Below are 18,886 nucleotides of genomic sequence, written 5' to 3'. Positions count from 1 at the left end.
CCTGTACGACGTTCAGTAGGAGCGGGCGACGTATGCGGTCAGGTTGGGTTCGTTGTCTCCAATGGGCAATGAACCGTCCTGGCGCTGCAGGCAACGGACGGTCATGCCGGCCTCGGCCAGGCGATCCTCGCCCGCCTCGCCGACGGCGTCGTACGGCAGGCTCGCCCAGCCTGCGGCGGCCGCTTCCACGGCCTCCTCGACCGTCGACACAGCAGTGATGCGGGCGGCTTGGCGGGCGGCTGCCTCGGCCAGCAGGTGCGCCTGGTCGTCCTCGATCGCCGCCGTGACGGTCGACGTCAGCTCCGCCATCCGCACCGCCGACTTGGCCGAGCCCCGCAACCGGCGTACGACGGTTGCGCTGTCGTCGGCCAGATCACGCGGACCGAGCTCGATCCGGACCGGGACGCCTTTCAGCTCCCAGTTCACCGCGCGCCGACCGAACGGCTGATCGGTACGGTCGTCGACCGTTACCCGCAGTCCGGCAGACTCCAGATCTGCCGCGATCCGTCGGGCCGCCGCGACGGTCTCCTCCTTGATCGCGAGTACGACGACTTGGACCGGCGCGACCGTGGGCGGGACCCGGAGACCGGCCTGGTCGCCGTGCACCATGATCAGGCCGCCGACCATCCGGGTCGTGCTGCCCCACGACGTGGTCCAGGCGAGCTCGCGCTGCCCGTCCCGCGACAGGTACCCGATGTCGAACGCGCGCGCGAAGTTCTGACCGAGCTCGTGGGACGTGCCCATCTGCAGGGCCTTGCCGTCGCCGGTCATCGCCTCCAGCGTCATCGTATTGATGGCGCCGGCGAACCGCTCACGCCGCGTCTTGCGGCCGACGACGACCGGGATCGCGAGTACGTCGACCATGACCTCGCGATAGGCGTCGTACAGGATCTTCGTCGCGTAGGCGCGGGCGTCCGCTTCGGAGGCGTGCGCGGTGTGACCCTCCTGCCAGAGGAACTCGGTGGTGCGCAGGAACAGTCGCGGCCGGACCTCCCAGCGGACGGCGTTGGCCCACTGGTTCAGCAGCAGCGGGAGGTCGCGGTAGCTCTGGACCCATTTCGCCATGTACTCGCCGATCATCGTCTCCGACGTCGGCCGGATCACAGCGGGCTCCTCGAGTTGCTTGCCGCCGGCATGCGTCACCACGGCCAGCTCGGGGCTGAACCCCTCCACGTGTTCGGCCTCGCGCTGCAGGTAGCTCTCCGGGATCAGCAACGGGAAGTAGGCGTTCGCCGCGCCGGTCGCCTTGATCCGGCGGTTCATTGCCTCCTGCAACAGTTCCCAGATCCCGTACCCGTACGGTCGTACGACCATCGTCCCCCGGACCGGCCCGTTGTCGGCGAGCTCGGCTTTGGCAATCACATCCTGGTACCAACGGGGAAAGTCCGTCGCCTGATCGGCGAGCGGGGAACGGGTCGTCTTCATGCCCCCCGAGTGTAGGAGCCGGTTCCACGATGTGCTTCTGAATAAAAGAACGCCCGGTGGTCACGAGGACCACCGGGCGTTGGGTACTACGTTCTACAGCGAGGCCAAGGCGTTGTTCCAGGTTTTGGAGGGGCGCATGATGGCTGCGGCCTTGGCGGGGTCGGGCTGGTAGTAGCCGCCGAGGTCGGCGGGGTTGCCCTGGACGGCGAGGAGTTCGTCGACGATGGTCTGCTCGTTGCTCGCCAGGGTCTCGGCGAGCGGGGCGAAGGCCTTCGCGAGCTCGGCGTCGTCGGTCTGCGTGGCCAGCTCCTGCGCCCAGTACAGGGACAGGTAGAAGTGGCTGCCGCGGTTGTCGATGCCGCCGACGCGCCGGGTCGGCGACTTGTCCTCGTTCAGGAACGTCGCGGTCGCCCGGTCGAGCGTGTCGGCCAGGATCTGCGCCCGCGCGTTGCCGGTCGCCTGCGCCAGGTGCTCGAAGCTCGCGGCCAGCGCGAAGAACTCACCCAGGCTGTCCCAGCGCAGGTAGTTCTCCTTGACCAGCTGCTGCACGTGCTTCGGCGCCGACCCACCCGCGCCGGTCTCGAACAGACCGCCACCGGCCATCAGCGGCACGATCGACAGCATCTTCGCGCTGGTGCCGAGCTCGAGGATCGGGAACAGGTCGGTCAGGTAGTCACGCAGCACGTTGCCGGTCACCGAGATGGTGTCCTCGCCGCGGCGGATCCGCTCCAGCGAGAACGTGATCGCGTCCACCGGCGCCAGGATCCGGATGTCCAGACCCTCGGTGTCGTGGTGGAACAGGTACTCCTGGACCTTCGCGATGATCTGCGCGTCGTGCGCGCGGGTCTCGTCCAGCCAGAAAACCGCCGGGTCGCCGGTGGCGCGGGCGCGGTTGACGGCCAGCTTGACCCAGTCCTGGATCGGGGCGTCCTTGGTCTGGCAGGCCCGGAAGATGTCACCGGCCGAGACCGCTTGCTCGAGGACGACGTCGCCGGCCTGGTTCACCAGTCGCACCGAGCCGGTGGTCTGGATCTCGAAGGTCTTGTCGTGCGAGCCGTACTCCTCGGCCTTCTGCGCCATCAGGCCGACGTTCGGCACCGAGCCCATCGTCGACGGGTCGAACGCACCGTTGGCGCGGCAGTCGTCGAGAACGGCCTGGTAGATCCCGGAGTAGCTGTGGTCCGGCAGTACAGCGAGGGTGTCGGCCTCCGCGCCGTCCGGGCCCCACATGTGCCCCGACGAACGGATCATGGCCGGCATCGACGCGTCGACGATCACGTCCGACGGGACGTGCAGGTTGGTGATGCCCTTGTCCGAGTCGACCATCGCGAGCTTCGGCCCGGCCGCGAGCTCGGCGTCGAAGGAGGCCTTGATCTCGGCGCCCTCGGGCAGCGCGGCGATCCCGTTCAGGATGCCGCCGAGACCGTCGTTCGGGGTCAGGCCGGCCTTGGCGAGGACGTCGCCGTACCGCGCGAAGGTCTCCGGGAAGAACGCCCGGACGACGTGGCCGAAGACGATCGGGTCGGAGACCTTCATCATGGTGGCCTTGAGGTGGATCGAGAACAGCACGTCCTCGGCCTTCGCCCGCGCGACCTGTGCGGTGAGGAACTCGCGGAGCGCGGCCACGTGCAGCACGGAGGCGTCGACGACCTCACCGGCGAGCACCGGGACGGACTCGCGCAGCACCGTGGTGCTGCCGTCGTCGCCGGCCAGCTCGATCCGCAGCGAGTCGTCGGCGGCGATCACGGTGGACTTCTCGGTGGCGCGGAAGTCGTCGTTGTCCATCGTCGCGACGTTGGTCTTGGACTCGGCGGTCCAGGCGCCCATCCGGTGCGGGTGGGTCTTGGCGTAGTTCTTCACCGAGGCGGGGGCGCGGCGGTCCGAGTTGCCCTCGCGCAGCACCGGGTTCACCGCGGAGCCCTTGACCTTGTCGTAGCGGGCCTGGATCTCCCGCTCCTCGTCGGTCTTCGGCTCGTCCGGGTACTCCGGCAGCGCGTAGCCCTGGGACTGCAGCTCGGCGACCGCGGCCTTCAGCTGCGGGATCGAGGCCGAGACGTTCGGCAGCTTGATGATGTTGGCCGCGGGCGTCTTGGCCAGCTCACCGAGCTCGGTCAGCGCGTCCGCGATCCGCTGGTCGTCCTTGAGGTACTCCGGGAAGACCGCGAGGATCCGGCCGGCCAGTGAGATGTCCCGGGTCTCCACGCCGACACCGGCCTGCCCGGCGTACGCCTGGATGACAGGCAGGAACGAGTACGTGGCGAGCGCCGGAGCCTCGTCGGTGTGCGTGTAGATGATCGTCGAGTCAGTCACAGCCCCACCCTAATGGGCGATCCGGCCGGGCCGGCTTCGGCGTGGGCAGGCTCACGCCCAGCGCTCGTCAGGCGAGATCGTCCGGGTGCGCGAGCGTGATCCCGGTCGCGACGGTGACCGCGCTGGTGAAGGCCAGCGTGTCGATCGGGGAGGCCGCCGCGACGGTCGCGCCGGCCAGCGAGGCCAGTCCCTTCGCGCCGTCCCAGGTGCAGTCCACGAACACCGCCTTGGTGGCCTTGACCTGGGAGAACTCGACTCCGGACAGGTCGCAGCGCCGGAACACCGCCCCGGTCAGATCGGCGGAGACGAAGTCGGCGTTCTGCAACCGGCAGTCGGTGAGCTCGACCTTGTGGAACTTCGCGAACCGGAACGAGCCGAAGTCGAGCACGGTGTCGCGGACCGTCACGTGCTGGAACGTCGCCCCGGATCCGGCGAACCCGATCATCCGGGACGCCGTGATCGCGACCCGGGTGAGCGCCGCGTCCGACCAGCGAGCGTTCGCGATATCGCACTGGGCCAGCTCGGTGTCGACCACGATCAGCTTCTCCAGGTCGGACCCGGCCAGCTTGCACCGGGTCAGCCGGCACCCGCTCACCTCGACGTGCTCGGCCTCCAGATCGCTCAGGTCCACGTCCTCGAGCCCGAGGTCGAGCAACCGCTCCTCGTCCTCGATCTCGTCCGGGAGCGCGGTCTCGAGCTGGGCCCGCAGGCGCGGTACGGCGATCTTCACGCCACCGACCGTAGCGGGCGACGTGGACAGAAGGCGGATCGCCAGGCCATCACAATCGCGGCTCCGCCGCCGCCGCGCGCGGGGGCGGGTGAGGTCTGGGGGATTGTGATGGCCTGGCGGTCCGTCAAACGCTGCGCAGGTAGTGGGCGGCGGCGCCGACCAGGGCGGAGCGTTCGGTGTCGTGGGTCGGGGACGCGGGGAACGGCAGGGCCGCGGCGATCAGGTCGAAGGCACCGGAGATCGAGCCGCCGAGGACGGTGCGCGTCACCCAGAAACGCTCGATCCACGGTCCGAGCGCGGCGGCCAGGTCCGTGAAGCAGGCGGTCAGCACCTCCTGCGCGGCGGTCTCGCCGGCGCGGGCCTGGTCGGCGATCTCCTTCACGCCCGGCGCCTCCGTCCCGGTCCGCTCGGCGTACCGGCGCAGGATCGCCCGCGCCGAGATCGAGTCCTCCAGCGGCTTCCCGGCGTACGTCGTCTTGTACAGCTCACCGCCCGGCGGGACGGTGTCGCCCTCGCGGATCACCCGCCCGTCGGCGAGGAACGCCGTACCGATGCCGGTGCCGATCGTGACGCCGACGCAGCGTTCGGCGCCGCGGACCTCGCCCGCGGTCCATTCACCGACGGCGAACGCCTCCGCGTCGTTCATGAACAGCAACCGGTCGATCCCGAGTTCCTTGGCCAGCGCTTCGCCCAGGTTGAAGCCGTACAGCTGGTCGAACTTGCCCTGGGCGCGGTACCAGGCCACCCCGGTCTCGAAATCGAACGGCCCCGGCAGCGCGACCGCGAGCCCGTTTGCCAGCGGCAACTTCCGGGCCGCCTGTGCGAGTTGCTCGACCACCACCTCGGCGGCCGCCTGGGACTCGAGCTGCACCCGATCCACCTCGGTCACGTCCCACGATTCCGGCGCCACCACGGCCGCCGTGACGTGACTTCCCCCGATCTCCAGCACCGCTACGTCCATCCGCACATCATCGCAGCAGTCAGTACTCCTCCCGGAACACAGGCTTCCCGGACGCGTCGTACATGGTGATGGAGATCGGGTCGCTGTTGCCCAGCAGGATGCTCGGCGTGTACACGCGGTGCACCCAGTAGCCGTCCTTGATCGTGGCGTCACCTTGCTGCCCGAGGCCGCTGAACGCGATCCGGGTGACTCCCTCCGGCACCCGGCCCGCGTAGCTGTAGCGCACCCCGCTGCACACTCGCCCATCGACGTTGTGGTCGCGGTCGACCGGCTTGTCACCGCAGCCCATGCTCCAGTACCGCTGGATCTGGTACTCGCGGGTGATGATGCCGACGTTGAGCAGCGTCGCCCCGAACCCGCCCACCGGCTTCCCGAACATCGGTACGCCGGCCACGCAGTACGCGTACTGCTTCCCGTCCGGGGACCGGCGGACCGTCATCGCACCGTCGAGGTCGCTCACCTCGACCACCTTGTCGGTCCACTGCGTCACCACCCGCACGCGCCAGACGTCGTTGTTCACGGTCCGGAAGTAGTCGTTGGACTTCGCACACAGGTCGGTGATCGCGGCGGGGCGGGACACCGTAGGCGTGGTCGCCGGCTGGGGCGCGGACTGTGCGCCGCCGATCCGGCCGACCAGCAGTACGGCGACCACCGCGGTGGCGGCTGTGGCGGCTGTGGCGGCGGTCATCGCGAGGCGGCGTACCCGGGTCCGGTGCCGTCCCGTGGCGACGAGCTCCGTGACATCCGGGGCGAAGGTCGCCGGCCGGTCGGAGGCGCGCTCCATCAGGTCCTTCAGTTCGCCGGTCATCGCGCTCCCTTCATTCCAGCCAGGTCGGAGAGCTCGGCGAGGGCCGGATGCGCGCGCAGTTTCTCCAGTGCGCGCAGCGTCTGGCTCTTGACCGTGCCGGGACGGCAGTCGAGGGCGATCGCGGTCTCGTCGACGGACAGTTCGTCGAAGTACCGGAGTACGACGCACGCGCGCTGCCGGGGCGGTAGTTCGGCGAGGGCCTTGGTGATCACCAGCCGGTTCTCCACGTCGCCGAGTGAGTTGGAGCGGTCGGGCTCGTTGACGAAGTACTCGCCGTCGCTGACCACTTCCTGGCTGGATTTCCGGCGCAGGGCATCGAGGGTGGTCGAGACGACGACCTTCCGGGCGTACGCGCCGATCGCGCCCTTGCGCTGGATCCGGCCCCAGCTCCGGTACATCCGGATCAGCGCCTCCTGGGTGGCGTCCTCGGCCCGGCGCCAGTCCCCGCACAACAGGTAAGCGGTCCGGCACAGAGCGTCGGCATGGTGTGTCACGAACTCGACGTAGTCCTGCTCGGTCTCCGGTCTCACCCGCGGCTCTCCCCAGTCATGCCGAGGCAAACGTGCTGAACACGTCAAACGGTTGCATGGATTCGCGGTCAGATCTGTGGAATGCGGGAACGGTTGTCCGCTCTTGTCCGTAGAGTGACTGGAGCGAGGGGACTGTGATGCCGACCGAGGGCAGGGCCACGCCCGTGGTCGCGGCGCTGAGCGTCGCGGTTGCGGTGCTCGGTCATGTGCTCGTCGGGGGTGGTGGAGTTCCGCTCGTCGTGGTGCCTCCGTTGGCTGCGCTGGCCGCGGTGTGCTGGCTGCTGGGAGAGCACCTCGCGGACGAGCGGTTGCTGACGGCCCTCGTCCTGGCCGTGGTGCAGCTGTTCGTGCACGTGACGCTCGATGCCGCGAGCATGCATCACGGGATGTCTCCCGGTATCGGAGGCAGCCTGTTGATGACCGCGACGCACCTGGGCGTGCTGCTGGCGGCCGTCCTCGCGATCAGCCGCGCGCACCGGTGGATCCTGCGGGTACGGAAGGTGTTCGCCCGGCTGCTCCCGGAGCTGCCGGTACTGCGGCCTGTGCTGCACCTCGCCCCCGCTGTTCACGGCTTCCTCTCGCCCTGGACCCCGGCCGGGTCGCGGCTCGGTTCGAGTGTCTCCGGGCGCGGGCCTCCCGGCGTACGAGTGCTCCCAGCTGTCTGAACCGGCCCACGGGCCGGACTACTCGTATGCCTTGAAAGGTTCTCTCATGCCCAAGAGATTCGTGCTGCGCGCTGGTGCGATCGTCGCGGCGTCCGCGCTCGTGGTGATCGGTGCCGCGAGCTCGGCGTCTGCCCACGTGACGGTGTCGTCACCGGACGCCAAGCCCGGTGGGTACGCGAAGCTGGTGTTCCGCGTGCCGACCGAGTCCGACAACACCAGTACGACGAAGCTCGTCGTTTCGCTGCCCACCGACCACCCGTTCGCGCACGTCGGTGCGCAGGTGAAGGACGGGTGGAAGGTCGAGAAGACGGAACAGAAGCTCCCGGCGGCGGTGAAGGTCGGCGACGTGACGCTGACCAAGGCGATCACCACGGTCACCTGGACCGCGACCGCGGGCGGCATCCCGCCGAACGACTTCGACGAGTTCGCGCTGTCGGTCGGCAAGTTGCCCGAAGGCGTCGACGCGCTGAGCTTCCCGGCGGACCAGACGTACAGCGACGGTGAGGTGGTGAAATGGGCTGATGTCGCCAAGGACGGGGCCGACGAGCCTGAGCACCCCGCGCCGACGCTGAAGCTGACGGCCGCGGTCACGCCGGTCGCGGCAGCTGCGTCCGAAGGTACGTCGGACTCGCTCGCGCGCTGGCTCGGTGGCGCCGGCCTGCTGGTCGGATTGCTCGGTCTCGGGTTCGGTCTGCGTCCGCGCAAGCCGGCCGCGGCGGAGTCCGGGAAGTAGTCGTGCGCCGACTGATCGCAGTACTGGTGGCGTCGTTCGCCGCGCTGGTGGTTTCCACCGGCGTGGCGGCGGCGCACGCCAAGCTCGAGTCGATGACGCCGACCGACGGTTCGTCGATGGCCGCGCCGCCGACCAAGGTGGTCCTGACCTTCAACGAGCCCGTCGGCGCCAACGGGACGCAGGTGCAGGTGAACTCGCCGAGCGGCAAGAACGTCGCGAACGGTGACGTCCAGGTGGTCGACAACACGGTCACCCAGCCGGTCGGCGCGATGATCGAGGCCGGCAAGTACGTCGTCGACGCCCGCGTGGTCTCGGCCGACGGCCACCCGATCACCGTCTCCGGTTCGTTCACCGTCACGCACGCCGGCCACCCCGCGACCGAACCGGCCGGCACCCCGCCGACGACCCCGCAGGACAGCAGCTCCAACACCGTCACGATCGTCGCGATGTGCCTGGTGATGCTGGTGGTCGTCGCCCTGGCGGTGGTCATCGTCCGTCGCCGACCCGCCTCATGACCCGCAGCCGCCTGGTCCTGCCCGGGATGGTTGCCGCCGGCATCGTTGTGATGGTGCTCGGCCTGCTCGCCGCCGGCGGTGCCCCGACGCGGCCGGCGGACGGGTTGCTCGGCGCCGGCCTCGGCATCTCCTGGGCGGTTCCGGTACTGCGGATCCTCGCGGACGTCGCCGCGGTGGCGACCGGGGGCGCCGTACTGGCTGTCGTGCTGTTCCTGCCCGCGAAGGACGGAAAGCTCGGTGACAAAGCGATTCGGGCCTGTCAGGACGCCGCACTGGCTGCGGGCGTGTGGGCCGTCGCGAGTATCGGCGGTCTGGTCGCGACCGCGACGGTGATCCTCGGCATCCCGCTGTCGCATCTCGCCGAACACGCGTCACCGGCGGGACAGTTGCCCCAGGTCCGAGCGCTCGCGGTCGCCGTCGTACTCACCGCCGTACTGGCCGTTGTGCTGTCCGGCCTCAAGACGTTGCGTGGTGCACGGTTCGCCGCGGTGCTGACCGTCGCCGCGCTGATTGGTCCACTGCTGACGGGGCACGGGGCCATCGAGCGCACGAGTCTCTGGTCGGTGCTCGCGACCACGTCACTCGTGATCCACGTCGTGGCGGTCGTCGTGTGGGTCGGTGGGCTGGGCGCCGTACTGCGGTATGCCCGGTCACCGCAGGCGGTCGAGGTGTTCAGCACGCTCGCTCTCGTGTGCACGGTGACGGTCGGGCTGACGGGTCTGCTGACGGCCGAGATCCACCTCGGTGGGCGAGCGGACGGCTGGGGCCTGATCACCCAGTGGGTGACCAGCGGGTACGGCGTTCTGGTGCTCGGGAAGACCCTGGCGTTCGCAACTCTGGTTTTCATCGGGTGGCAGCACCGCCAGTACACCCTGCTGCGGTTGGCGGACGGGGATGCGGGCGCGTTCCGGCGCCTTGCGGTTCTGGAACTCGTGGTCATGGGAGCGACGATCGGGCTGGCGGTCGCGCTGTCGCGCACGCCGTGACGTGACTCGGTGACATGTCAACAGACGCCCGTACACTGGGTAAATGACGCAACCGCGGTGGCTGGACGAGCGGGAGGCGCGACTGTGGCAGTCGTACCGGGACACGCATCGGGAACTGATGCGCGCGCTCGAGGCGCGGATGATCACCAATTCGGGCCTGTCCGGCGCCGACTACGCCCTGCTGCACCCGTTGTCCGAGGCCGTCGACGGAGTCCTCCGGACGCGTGACCTCGGCCGCTCCGTCGGTTGGGAACGCAGCCGCCTGTCGCACCAGGTCAGCCGGATGGAGAAGCGCGGTCTGGTCTGCCGCGAGGAGTGCACCGACGACGCCCGTGGCTCGATGGTCCGCCTGACCGAGCTGGGCCGCAAAGCCATCGACGCCGCCGCTCCGGACCACGTCGCCGCCGTCCGCACCTTCTTCTTCGACCGCCTCACCCCGGCCGAGCAGACCCAACTCACCACCCTCCTCACCCGCATCGCCGACGACCTCCCCGCCACCTGCACCCCCGCGGACTGCGACGAGTAGCGGTCACTCCCGGTACTCGCCGGTAGTTGGGTGGTGACACGCCGTCACGCGGAGCGGCGGGGTGGAGCGTGCCGAAAGAATGATTCGAGTCGGGTTCGGATGCGCGCTGGATTTGACAATCGTTTTCACTAACGTGAGGATTGTCGCGTGTCCGAGGCTTGGGGTAGGCGTGGGTTTCTGGGGCTGGCCGGGGCTGCTGGGCTGGCCGCCGTCACCGGGTGTGGGGCGGATGCGGCCGCCCAACCCCAGCAGGGCGGGCGGTTGCGCGCGGTGTATGCCGGTGGTGGCGCGAAGGAAGTGCTCGATCCGCACGTGCAGAGCCTGTTCGTGGACATCGCGCGGCACAAGGCGATCTACGAGAAGCTGGTCGAGCTCGGCCCGGACCTGAAGCCGGTCCCGCGGCTCGCGTCGAAGTGGGACCACGACGGTACGGCGACCACGTGGCGGTTCACGCTGCGGGACGCGACGTTCCACGACGGCGCGAAGCTGACCGCCGAGGACGTGCTGTCCAGCCTCGCGCGGATCGCGGATCCCGCCGTACCCGAGCGGGTCGCGCAGTCGTCGCTCGCGACGCTGGATCTCAAGCGCAGCAAGGCGATCGGTGCGTCGGCGGTCGAGCTCGTACTGACCGCGGCGAACACCGAGTTCCCCGCGCTGCTGGCCGGGATCGGCACGCAGATCGTGCGCAACGGGTTCAAGGACCCGGCCAAGCCCGTCGGCACCGGCGCCTTCCGCTACGTGTCCTTCGAGGCCGGGCGGTCGATGGTTGCCTCGCGGTACGACGACTACTGGGACGAGCCCGCGCGGATCGAGGAGCTGCAGATCCTGTCGGCCGACTCGGAGGCGCGCGCCAACGCGGTCCAGGGCGGCCAGGCGGAGTACGCCAACGACATGACCGCGACGTTCGCGCGGACCGCCGAGGCCGGGAAGACGGTGCGGATCGTGGCGGCGAAGGCGAGCACGATGCAGGCGTTCGTGATGAAGGTCGACCAACCCCCGTTCGACAACCCGGACGTGCGGTTGGCCTTCAAACTGCTCGCGGACCGGCAGCGGCTGGTCGACGTTGTGCTCGCCGGTCGCGGCGCGGTCGGGAACGACCTGTTCGGCAAGGGGTATCAGTACTACCCGGCCGAGCTGCCGCAGCGCGAGCGCGATGTCGACCGGGCGAAGTCGTTGCTCGCGAAGGCCGGTCTGGTCGGGAAGCAAGTGGAGATCTTCACCGCGGACGCCTCGGCCGGGTTCGTGGAGGCGGCGACGTTGTTCGCGGAGCAGGTCGCGGAGGCGGGCGTGCGCCTGAAGGTGACGACCGGGAGCCCGCAGACCTACGCGAAGGACCTGTTGACGAAGGGGGCGATCGGCAACCATCGCTCCGGTGCGATGCCGATCCCGCAGTACGTCACCGATCGGCTGCTGTCGCAGTCGCCGTTCAACGTGACGCATTGGCGGCGGCCGGGGTTCGACGCGGCGTTCGCGGCGGCGCGGGCGGTGACGTCCGAGGAGCAGCGGTCGGCGAAGTACGGCGTACTGCAGAAGACGCTGCGGGACGAGGGCGGGATCCTCGCGTGGGGGTTGCCCGATTACCTGGTGGCGGTGTCGGCGAAGGTGCAGGGTGTGCAGGCGGCGCCGCCGAACACGCTGGACCAGGGCCGGTTCGACAAGGTGTGGCTGGCCTGAATGCGGTCGTACGCCGTCCAGCGGGCACTGCTCGCGGTGGTTCAGTTGGTTGTGCTCTCGGTGCTGGTGTTCGTGCTGACGTCGCTCCTGCCGGGGGACGCGGCCGAGCTGCGGTTCACCGAGACGCTGACGCCCGATCAGGTCGCGCGGCTGCGGGCCGAGCTCGGGCTGGATCAACCGGCGCCGGAACGATTCGTGCACTGGATGGGCAACGTGCTGAGCGGCAATCTGGGGACGTCGTTGATCAGCGGGGGACCGGTCGCGGGCATCGTGCGCAGCTCGATCGGCGCGACGCTGGTGCTCACGCTGGCGACGCTCGCCGTCGTGGTTCCGCTGGCTGTTGCCCTGGGCATCGTCATGGGAACCCGTGAGAACGGCCGGATCGATCGTGCGATCACCTCGGTCACGCTGGCGCTGTCCGCCATCCCGGACTTCGTGATCGCGGTAGTGCTGGTCGCGGTCTTCGCACTGAAGCTCGGTTGGCTCCCGGCGACCTGGGTCGGCGGCAACCTGCTCGCTTCGCCGGTCCTGCTGGTCCTTCCGGTCGCCGTTCTCCTGGGCCGGACGGTCTGCCTGCTGTCCCGCCAGGTCCGCGCCGGCACGATCTCCGCCTTGAACGCCGAGTATGTCGCCCAGGCCCGCCGGCTCGGTGTTCCGCGGCGCCAGCTGCTGCTGCGTCACGTCCTGCCGAACGCCGCCGTACCCGGTGTTCAGGAGCTGGCCCGGACCGGCGACACGCTCCTGGGAGGGGTCCTCGTTGTGGAGGCCATCTTCGCGATCCCGGGCTTCGCCACCGCTCTCGTGGACGGCGTGGAGACTCGCGACCTCCCAGTGGTGCAAGCCCTCACGCTGACTCTCGCCGTGGCCGCTCTGCTCATCAACCTGGCGGCCGACCTCACCTGCAACCGACTCGTCCCGCGAACGGCCCTCCTCCGATGACCCCGTCGCTGCGTGAACGGATCGCGGTCGGTGTGTCGGTCGTACTGGTTCTGGTGCCGCTGGGAGTGGCGGTGCTCGGGCCGCTGGCGCCGTACGACGGGGGAGAGGGGCTGCCGTACTCGCCCGAAGGCCTGCTGGGGACGGACGGGTTGGGCCGGGACGTCGTCGGACTGCTGCTGGTAGGCGGGCGCACGGCGTTGGGGATGGCCTTCGGAGCCGTGCTGATCGCCTACCTAGTCGGCGGAGCGATCGGGCTGATCGCGGCATCGACCCGCCATCGCTGGCTGGACGAAGGATTGATGCGACCCCTCGACGTACTGCTGCCGGTGCCGTCCCTGCTGGTGATCAGCGTGGTCGCCGTCGGCTGGCAGGCGTCCGCGCTCGCGATCACGGCCGCCGTGGCGATGGTGAACGTCCCGACCGTCGCGCGCCTCGTCCGCGCCGCGGCGCTGGACGCGGCCAGCGGCCCGGTGGTCGAAGCCCTGCGCATGCAGCGCGAGTCCTGGTTCGCGATCCACATCGGGTACGTCGGACGCTCGGTCCTGGGCCCGGTCGCGGCAGATCTCGGCACCCGCATCACCCTCGCGGTCTTCCTCGTCGCGTCGGTGAACTTCCTCGGACTGGGACTCAGCCCGACCGCGCCGGACTGGGCGGTCAGCGTGTCCCGCAACCGCGAAGGTCTCCTCCTCCAACCCTGGTCGGTCCTCGCTCCCGCACTGCTGCTCGTCTCGTTCACCCTCGGTTTCAACCTCCTCGCTGATCGTCTGGTGCACAGGTCCCGTCGTCTGGTCGAGGTGGCCTCATGAGCCTGGTGCGAGTGGACAAACTGACCGCGACCGCGGGCGAGACCTTCCTCGTGGACGGTGTGTTCTTCGAGGTCGTCGCGGGTGAGGTCACGGCGCTCGTCGGTGCGTCCGGGTCCGGCAAGACCACGTCGGCGCTGGCGCTGCTTGGTGACCACGGCGACGGCGTACGCCTGACCGGTCATGTCGAGGTCGCGGGCGAAGCAGTTGTCGATGGCAACGGCGTGACCCCGGCCGCGGCCCGGATGCTTGGACGTGTGGTGGCGTACATGCCACAACATCCGGGCAGTGCTCTGAATCCTGCACGCCGGATCGGTACGACGTTGCGCGAGCTGGCGAAACTCCACGCCGGCGAACCGGACGAGGCGGTCCGTGCCGCCCAGTTGCCCGGTGACCGCGGCACTCTCAAACGCTTTCCGCATCAGTTCTCGGGTGGTCAGCGGCAGCGGGTCGCGCTCGCGCAGGCGCTGACGTGCAGGCCCGACGTACTCGTGCTCGACGAACCGAGCACCGGCCTCGATTCGATCACCCGACTCCAACTCGTCCACGAGCTCAGGGACCTCGCGGCCACTGGCCTGGGAATCTTGCTGCTCAGTCACGATCTCGACCTGGTGCGCGCGCTGGCCACGCGCGTCGTCGTCCTCGACGCCGGCCAGGTCGTCGCCGCAGGCACTGCCGATGTCCTCCCGCCCGCGCCGGAACATGCCGTGCTGGGAACCTCCGGCGACCGACACCCGTTGCTAGAGGCAATGAACTTGTCAGCTTCGCTGCGGCCGCGCGGTCGCGATGTCTTCCTGCGCGACGTCGGCCTCGCGGTCCCAGCCGGCGCCTGCCTCGGCGTCGTCGGCCGTTCCGGCAGCGGCAAGACCACCCTGGCTCGCTGCCTCGCGGGTCTGCACGAGCGCCGGACGGGCACCATCTTGCTCGACGGCGCTCCGCTTCCGGTTCTCCGCAAACGCACCCGCGAGCAGCACCGCCGCGTCCAGTACGTCTGGCAGGAAGTCCGCGGCTCCTTCGACGAACGCCGCCCCGTCGACCAGCAAGTCGCCCGTACGGCGCAACGCCTGCGCGCGCTCGCTCCGGACCGGGCGCACGCCGAGGCCGTCGCCACGCTCGCCCGTCTCGGTGTCGCGGCGATCACCGCGGCGCGTCCACCGAGCCGGCTGTCCGGCGGTGAGCTGCAACGGGCCGCTCTCGCGCGGGCCGTCCTCGCGAATCCCGACGTACTGATCTGCGACGAGATCACCACAGCGCTCGACGACCGCGGGACGGCGCTGGTGCTCGACCTGCTGAGTGAGTTGAAGAGCCGCGGGACGGCCCTGATCTGGATCGGCCACGACCTCGGCCTGGTCGCCGCCGTCGCCGACGAGGTCCTGGTCCTCGACGACGGCCACGTTGTCGAGCAAGGTCCGCCCGCGACCCTCACAACCGCGCCTCAACACGCACTGACCCGGCAGCTCGTAGCAGCCGCCCAGCTCAGCACCCACAAACCTCCGCCCGTGCTATCCCTCGACTCAAGGAGCGAACCGCGCCGATGACGCGACTGCACGACCACCTGGCGGAGGCCATCAAGGATCCCGACCCGATCCGGGTCCGGTCCGAGGCCGGCGACGACCTGATCTGCCTGCGGTTCGAGACGATGAAGGTGTACTCCGCGCTCGGCGCGGTCCGGCACCTGCTGGAGACCGGGAGGGTCCGGCCGGGTGACACGCTGATCGACAGCTCGAGCGGGATCTACGCGCACGCGCTCGCGCTGGCCTGCCACCGGTACGGGATGAAGTGCCACATCGTCGGCTCCACCACGGTCGACCGGACGCTGAAGATCCAGCTGGAGATCCTCGGCGCGACCGTCGAGCAGGTGCCGTCGTCGAACAACCTGCAGCTGGACCAGAACCTCCGGGTCCGCCGGATCGGCGAGATCCTCCGCGACAACCCGACGTACCACTGGATGCAGCAGTATCACGACGACATCCACTACCTCGGATACCGCGCGGTCGCGGATCTCGTGGCCGACGTGGTGCCGACCGGCCCGCTGTGTCTGGTCGGTGGAGTGGGGACCGGCGCGTCGACGGGCGCGATCGCGGCGTACCTGCGGGACCGCGGACGGGACGTGAACCTGGTCGGCGTCCAGCCGTTCGGGAGTGTCACGTTCGGGGCCGGGCACACGCAGGATCCGGAGATGATCATCGCCGGCATCGGGAGCTCGATCGAGTTCCGGAACGTGCGCCACGAGCTGTACGACCGGCTGCACTGGGTGTCGTTCGAATACGCGATGTCGGCGGCGGTGGATCTGCTCCGGACGTCCGGTGTTTTCGCGGGACTGTCCGCGGGCGCGGCGTACCTGTCGGCGCTGTGGGAGCACAACTGTGACCGCGGCCGCCGGCACGTGTTCCTGGCCGCGGATACAGGCACGCGGTACGTCGAGTCCGCGTTCGCCCGGCATGCCGAGGCGCGGCCGATGGCGTCGATGCGGCCGCGGGAGATCGACTCGCTGGACGAGCTCGCGGTCCCGTGGTCGGCGATGTCGTGGGACCGGCGCGACTCCGCCCGGACTCGGCACGAAGAGTTTCCATCTGCGACTCCGTCGCATTAAGATGAGGCCGTGAGTGGGTACGTGCTGCTGCCGGAGTTGTTCACGGCAACCGAAGTGGACCGGCTGCGGGATGTGGCCGAGCAGGTGCACGCGGAGGTCGTGTCCGCGGCTGAAGCCGGCGAGACGACGGTGAACATCTGGCCGGACGGGCACCGGCTGGAGACGGTGCGCGGGACCACGATCCACTGGGAGCCGTCGGGTCCGAGTTCGCGTGGCACCAGGACTTCCCGTACTGGTACGGCTGCTGTGGCGCGGCGGCGTACGACATCGCGACCGCGATCGTGATGCTCGACGACAACACGGTCGCGAACGGGGCGATGACGCTGATCCCCGGCAGCCCGTCCGAAGGCCCGGTACGGCGTGATCCGCTGGATCCGACCGGATTGCTGGCGGATCCAACGGTGGTCGACGAGACCCGCGCGGTGACGGTGGAAGCGCCGGCGGGTTCGGTCCTCATGTTCCCGGGGTTGATGGTGCACCGCTCGGCGCCGAACCGCACGGCGACCGACCGGGGCTCCTTGCTGTACTGCTTCCAGCCCACGGGACGTCCCGAGTTGTCCGCCCTGCCCTATAACCCCGAAAGGCTGGCCGATCTGCCATGACCGCTTCCGTGGCTGACCTCACCGCATCTGTTCTCGCCGGTTCGTACGGTCCTTCACCGGCAGACCTCAGTGTCACCAGCGCTTTCTGGTTGCATCACACGACGCGGCTGCCCGGCGCCGACGTCACCTACCGGAACTACTACGTGCTGCTCCGGGTGGGTGAGGTCTTCGGTGCCTGCTCGTTCGAGGCTGGCGAGCTCGATCCGGCGTACTGCGCCGACACCTCCGGGCGGACGCTGGCCGACGTACTGTCCGCCGACGAACCGCTCCCGGTCCGGATCGCCGCGCTCGACGCCTACCTGGCCGCGGTCGAGCCGCATCACACCGCGCCGGCCGCGGAGGAGATCGTCCTCCCCGCCGGTACGCCGGATGTTCGCGCCCGGGCCCGTGACGCCGCGGTGGCAGGGCTGCTTGATGTTGCCAACGGCACCAAAGTGGCATTGATCGGCGTGGTGAACCCGCTCGTCGACGCGATCACGGACCGCGGCGGCATCTGCCTCCCGTGCGACTTCAACCTCCGTGAGACCGCGTCCGGGCTTCCCGTCTCCCAGGACATGACCGAGGTGATCGATGCCGCCGACGCGGTCGTCGCCACGGGGATGACACTGTCCAACGGCAGCTTCGACGTACTCCTCACCCGTTGCCGTGAGCAAGCGAAGCCGCTCGCGATCTACGCCCAGACCGGCAGTGCGGTGGCCCGTGCCTTCCTCGGCTCCGGCGTCACCGCATTGTCGGCCGAACCGTTCCCCTTCTCCCAGTTCAGCTCCCGCCCGAGCAGCCTCTATCGCTACAGGACGGACAGATGAGCACCTCGCAGAACCCAGCCCTCGCCGCGCGCCCGGCCGAGGTTCCCGGAGACTTCCGGATGGCCAAGCGGTTGTGGCCGTTCCTGATCGCGTCCACGGTGAGTCTGATCCCGTTCACGGTGTTCGGGATGTACCTGGTGCCGATCGCGGACGCGGCCGGCGGGAGCGTCGCCGAGATCGGTGGACTGCGTGGACTGGGCGGCCTCGCGGCGCTGGCGGTGGGGGTGTCGCTGGCGCCGCTGATGGACCGGGTGTCGCGTGAACTGGTGGCCGCCGGCGGGCTGGCGTTGCTGGGAGTTTCCGCAGCGTTGGGGGCGGTGGGCAACGTGTTCGCGCTGGCCGCGTTCTGCTTGCTGATCGGGGCTTCGACGTCGATCCTCGCGCCGTCGATCGGAGCGGCCGCGGCGGACCGGTTCAGGTCGCCGGCCGCGGCCGGGCGTGCGGCGACGTTGGTGTCGGCGACGACCTCGGCGATGGCGATGCTGGCGGCCCCGGTGCTCGCCGGGCCGGGGCTGATCTGGGGTTGGCGCGGAAACCTGCTGGCGGCTGCGGTGGTCTCGCTCGCGTTGTCCGCGGCCTTCTTCTGGCGCGGGCGGGGACGGCAGGCGCCGATCAGCAACAGGCAGCGGACGAGCTACCTCGCGACGTACCGGGAACTCGCCCGCGTCCCCGGTGCGCTCCCGCTGCTCGCCGTCGCGATGCTCCGGACCGCGGCCTTCATGGGGTACCTCGCCTACCTCGCCGCCTTCTACGACGAGAAGTTCGACCTCGCCCCGGGCTGGTTCGCGCTGGTCTGGTCGCTCAGTGGTGCGTCGTTCTTCCTCGGCAACCTGCTGGCCGGCCGCTACATCGCGACCGAGCGTCCCTGGATCAGCCCGGAGAAGATGCTGCTCGTCGGGATCACGGTCGCCCTGATCGCGGTGTCCGCGTTCTACTTCTCGCCGTCGCTTCCGTTGACGCTGCTCTTCACCGCCCTGATGGGCGCCGGTCATGCGACCGTCGCCGCCTGCGTCACCACCTTGCTGGTCCGCCGCAGCGGTGACCTCCGCGGCTCGGCCCTGAGCGTGAACGCGGCCGGCATGAGCCTCGGGACCTTCCTCGGCGCCGCGATCGGCGGACTGGGCCTCGGCCTCGGCGGCTACACCGGTACGGCGATCACGTTCGCCGGCCTCACACTCGTCGCGATGCTCTGCGCACTGCGCGTTCACCACCACAAGGTCGCGCCGGCACCCGACCTGCGGTAAGGGTCGGGATCGGGGTCTTACCGGAGTCCTCCCGGG

General features: G+C 69.6%; 20 protein-coding genes. 14 read left to right on the top strand and 6 right to left on the bottom strand.

Going from position 1 to position 18,886, the window contains the following annotated elements:
- Nucleotides 1-12 precede the first annotated feature (12 nt).
- The 6 genes from proS to AC0662_RS28955 all read right to left on the bottom strand — a co-directional run bounded on the left by proS (nt 13) and on the right by AC0662_RS28955 (nt 6,764).
- The gene (gene proS / locus AC0662_RS28980; RefSeq protein ID WP_478304564.1) at nt 13-1,425 is read right to left on the bottom strand and encodes a proline--tRNA ligase; all 1,413 of its coding nucleotides are present in this window, start codon (nt 1,423-1,425) and stop codon (nt 13-15) included.
- Between the two features lie 93 nt (nt 1,426-1,518).
- Nucleotides 1,519-3,735, bottom strand: a complete 2,217-nt coding sequence (locus tag AC0662_RS28975) for an NADP-dependent isocitrate dehydrogenase (RefSeq protein WP_478304562.1) — start codon at nt 3,733-3,735, stop codon at nt 1,519-1,521.
- A 67-nt stretch (nt 3,736-3,802) separates the two neighbouring features.
- Nucleotides 3,803-4,465 (bottom strand): pentapeptide repeat-containing protein, encoded by a 663-nt coding sequence (locus AC0662_RS28970; RefSeq protein ID WP_478304560.1) that lies wholly within the window; start codon nt 4,463-4,465, stop codon nt 3,803-3,805.
- A gap of 124 nt (nt 4,466-4,589) precedes the next feature.
- Nucleotides 4,590-5,426 (bottom strand): ROK family protein, encoded by an 837-nt coding sequence (locus tag AC0662_RS28965; protein WP_478304558.1) that lies wholly within the window; start codon nt 5,424-5,426, stop codon nt 4,590-4,592.
- 19 nt (nt 5,427-5,445) lie between these two features.
- Nucleotides 5,446-6,234, bottom strand: a complete 789-nt coding sequence (locus tag AC0662_RS28960) for a hypothetical protein (RefSeq protein ID WP_452197043.1) — start codon at nt 6,232-6,234, stop codon at nt 5,446-5,448.
- Nucleotides 6,231-6,764, bottom strand: a complete 534-nt coding sequence (locus AC0662_RS28955; RefSeq protein ID WP_478304555.1) for a SigE family RNA polymerase sigma factor — start codon at nt 6,762-6,764, stop codon at nt 6,231-6,233. Before AC0662_RS28955 ends, AC0662_RS28960 begins: the two co-directional genes overlap by 4 nt.
- Before the next feature lie 137 nt (nt 6,765-6,901).
- Here AC0662_RS28955 and AC0662_RS28950 point away from each other — a divergent pair, with 137 nt between their 5' ends.
- The 14 genes from AC0662_RS28950 to AC0662_RS28885 all read left to right on the top strand — a co-directional run bounded on the left by AC0662_RS28950 (nt 6,902) and on the right by AC0662_RS28885 (nt 18,850).
- Nucleotides 6,902-7,429, top strand: coding sequence for a hypothetical protein (locus AC0662_RS28950; protein WP_478304553.1), 528 nt, complete (start codon nt 6,902-6,904; stop codon nt 7,427-7,429).
- Between the two features lie 46 nt (nt 7,430-7,475).
- Nucleotides 7,476-8,162 carry a YcnI family copper-binding membrane protein gene (locus tag AC0662_RS28945; RefSeq protein WP_478304551.1) on the top strand — a complete coding sequence of 229 codons (687 nt, stop codon included), beginning with the start codon at nt 7,476-7,478 and terminating at the stop codon, nt 8,160-8,162.
- 2 nt (nt 8,163-8,164) lie between these two features.
- A complete protein-coding gene (locus AC0662_RS28940; RefSeq protein WP_478304549.1) occupies nt 8,165-8,677 on the top strand; it encodes a copper resistance CopC family protein in 513 nt (170 codons plus the stop codon).
- Complete coding sequence (locus tag AC0662_RS28935) at nt 8,674-9,663, top strand: CopD family protein (RefSeq protein ID WP_478304547.1); 990 nt, start codon at nt 8,674-8,676, stop codon at nt 9,661-9,663. Before AC0662_RS28940 ends, AC0662_RS28935 begins: the two co-directional genes overlap by 4 nt.
- A gap of 43 nt (nt 9,664-9,706) precedes the next feature.
- Nucleotides 9,707-10,189: a MarR family winged helix-turn-helix transcriptional regulator gene (locus AC0662_RS28930; RefSeq protein ID WP_452197049.1), complete on the top strand. Its 483-nt coding sequence runs from the start codon at nt 9,707-9,709 to the stop codon at nt 10,187-10,189.
- 147 nt (nt 10,190-10,336) lie between these two features.
- On the top strand, nt 10,337-11,863 hold the full coding sequence (locus tag AC0662_RS28925) for an ABC transporter substrate-binding protein (protein WP_478304544.1): 1,527 nt from the start codon (nt 10,337-10,339) through the stop codon (nt 11,861-11,863).
- Nucleotides 11,864-12,802 carry an ABC transporter permease gene (locus AC0662_RS28920; RefSeq protein ID WP_478304542.1) on the top strand — a complete coding sequence of 313 codons (939 nt, stop codon included), beginning with the start codon at nt 11,864-11,866 and terminating at the stop codon, nt 12,800-12,802. It begins immediately after the preceding gene.
- Complete coding sequence (locus AC0662_RS28915) at nt 12,799-13,608, top strand: ABC transporter permease (protein WP_452197052.1); 810 nt, start codon at nt 12,799-12,801, stop codon at nt 13,606-13,608. The genes AC0662_RS28920 and AC0662_RS28915 overlap by 4 nt, the downstream gene beginning before the upstream one ends.
- A complete protein-coding gene (locus AC0662_RS28910; RefSeq protein WP_478304540.1) occupies nt 13,605-15,143 on the top strand; it encodes an ABC transporter ATP-binding protein in 1,539 nt (512 codons plus the stop codon). Before AC0662_RS28915 ends, AC0662_RS28910 begins: the two co-directional genes overlap by 4 nt.
- On the top strand, nt 15,140-16,198 hold the full coding sequence (locus AC0662_RS28905; RefSeq protein WP_478304538.1) for a pyridoxal-phosphate dependent enzyme: 1,059 nt from the start codon (nt 15,140-15,142) through the stop codon (nt 16,196-16,198). The genes AC0662_RS28910 and AC0662_RS28905 overlap by 4 nt, the downstream gene beginning before the upstream one ends.
- Before the next feature lie 9 nt (nt 16,199-16,207).
- The gene (locus AC0662_RS28900; RefSeq protein ID WP_478304536.1) at nt 16,208-16,483 is read left to right on the top strand and encodes a hypothetical protein; all 276 of its coding nucleotides are present in this window, start codon (nt 16,208-16,210) and stop codon (nt 16,481-16,483) included.
- On the top strand, nt 16,384-16,800 hold the full coding sequence (locus tag AC0662_RS28895; RefSeq protein ID WP_478304991.1) for a phytanoyl-CoA dioxygenase family protein: 417 nt from the start codon (nt 16,384-16,386) through the stop codon (nt 16,798-16,800). Before AC0662_RS28900 ends, AC0662_RS28895 begins: the two co-directional genes overlap by 100 nt.
- Nucleotides 16,797-17,606, top strand: coding sequence for a Rossmann-like domain-containing protein (locus AC0662_RS28890; protein ID WP_452197056.1), 810 nt, complete (start codon nt 16,797-16,799; stop codon nt 17,604-17,606). The genes AC0662_RS28895 and AC0662_RS28890 overlap by 4 nt, the downstream gene beginning before the upstream one ends.
- Nucleotides 17,603-18,850, top strand: a complete 1,248-nt coding sequence (locus AC0662_RS28885; protein WP_478304533.1) for an MFS transporter — start codon at nt 17,603-17,605, stop codon at nt 18,848-18,850. Before AC0662_RS28890 ends, AC0662_RS28885 begins: the two co-directional genes overlap by 4 nt.
- Nucleotides 18,851-18,886: the final 36 nt, after the last annotated feature.

The organism is Kribbella sp. NPDC043289, assembly GCF_056436705.1.
Note: the sequence above shows the minus strand (reverse complement) of the source record. Positions and strands in the feature narration are given on the sequence as shown.

Bases quoted from the DNA above. Each gene is read 5' to 3' on its own strand.
- AC0662_RS28920 (WP_478304542.1), top strand. From the start codon at position 11,864: ATGCGGTCGTACGCCGTCCAGCGGGCACTGCTCGCGGTGGTTCAGTTG.
- AC0662_RS28935 (WP_478304547.1), top strand. From the start codon at position 8,674: ATGACCCGCAGCCGCCTGGTCCTGCCCGGGATGGTTGCCGCCGGCATC.
- AC0662_RS28915 (WP_452197052.1), top strand. From the start codon at position 12,799: ATGACCCCGTCGCTGCGTGAACGGATCGCGGTCGGTGTGTCGGTCGTA.
- AC0662_RS28905 (WP_478304538.1), top strand. From the start codon at position 15,140: ATGACGCGACTGCACGACCACCTGGCGGAGGCCATCAAGGATCCCGAC.
- AC0662_RS28885 (WP_478304533.1), top strand. From the start codon at position 17,603: ATGAGCACCTCGCAGAACCCAGCCCTCGCCGCGCGCCCGGCCGAGGTT.
- AC0662_RS28945 (WP_478304551.1), top strand. From the start codon at position 7,476: ATGCCCAAGAGATTCGTGCTGCGCGCTGGTGCGATCGTCGCGGCGTCC.
- AC0662_RS28950 (WP_478304553.1), top strand. From the start codon at position 6,902: ATGCCGACCGAGGGCAGGGCCACGCCCGTGGTCGCGGCGCTGAGCGTC.
- AC0662_RS28910 (WP_478304540.1), top strand. From the start codon at position 13,605: ATGAGCCTGGTGCGAGTGGACAAACTGACCGCGACCGCGGGCGAGACC.
- AC0662_RS28890 (WP_452197056.1), top strand. From the start codon at position 16,797: ATGACCGCTTCCGTGGCTGACCTCACCGCATCTGTTCTCGCCGGTTCG.
- proS (WP_478304564.1), bottom strand. From the start codon at position 1,425: ATGAAGACGACCCGTTCCCCGCTCGCCGATCAGGCGACGGACTTTCCC.
- AC0662_RS28930 (WP_452197049.1), top strand. From the start codon at position 9,707: ATGACGCAACCGCGGTGGCTGGACGAGCGGGAGGCGCGACTGTGGCAG.
- AC0662_RS28965 (WP_478304558.1), bottom strand. From the start codon at position 5,426: ATGGACGTAGCGGTGCTGGAGATCGGGGGAAGTCACGTCACGGCGGCC.
- AC0662_RS28960 (WP_452197043.1), bottom strand. From the start codon at position 6,234: ATGACCGGCGAACTGAAGGACCTGATGGAGCGCGCCTCCGACCGGCCG.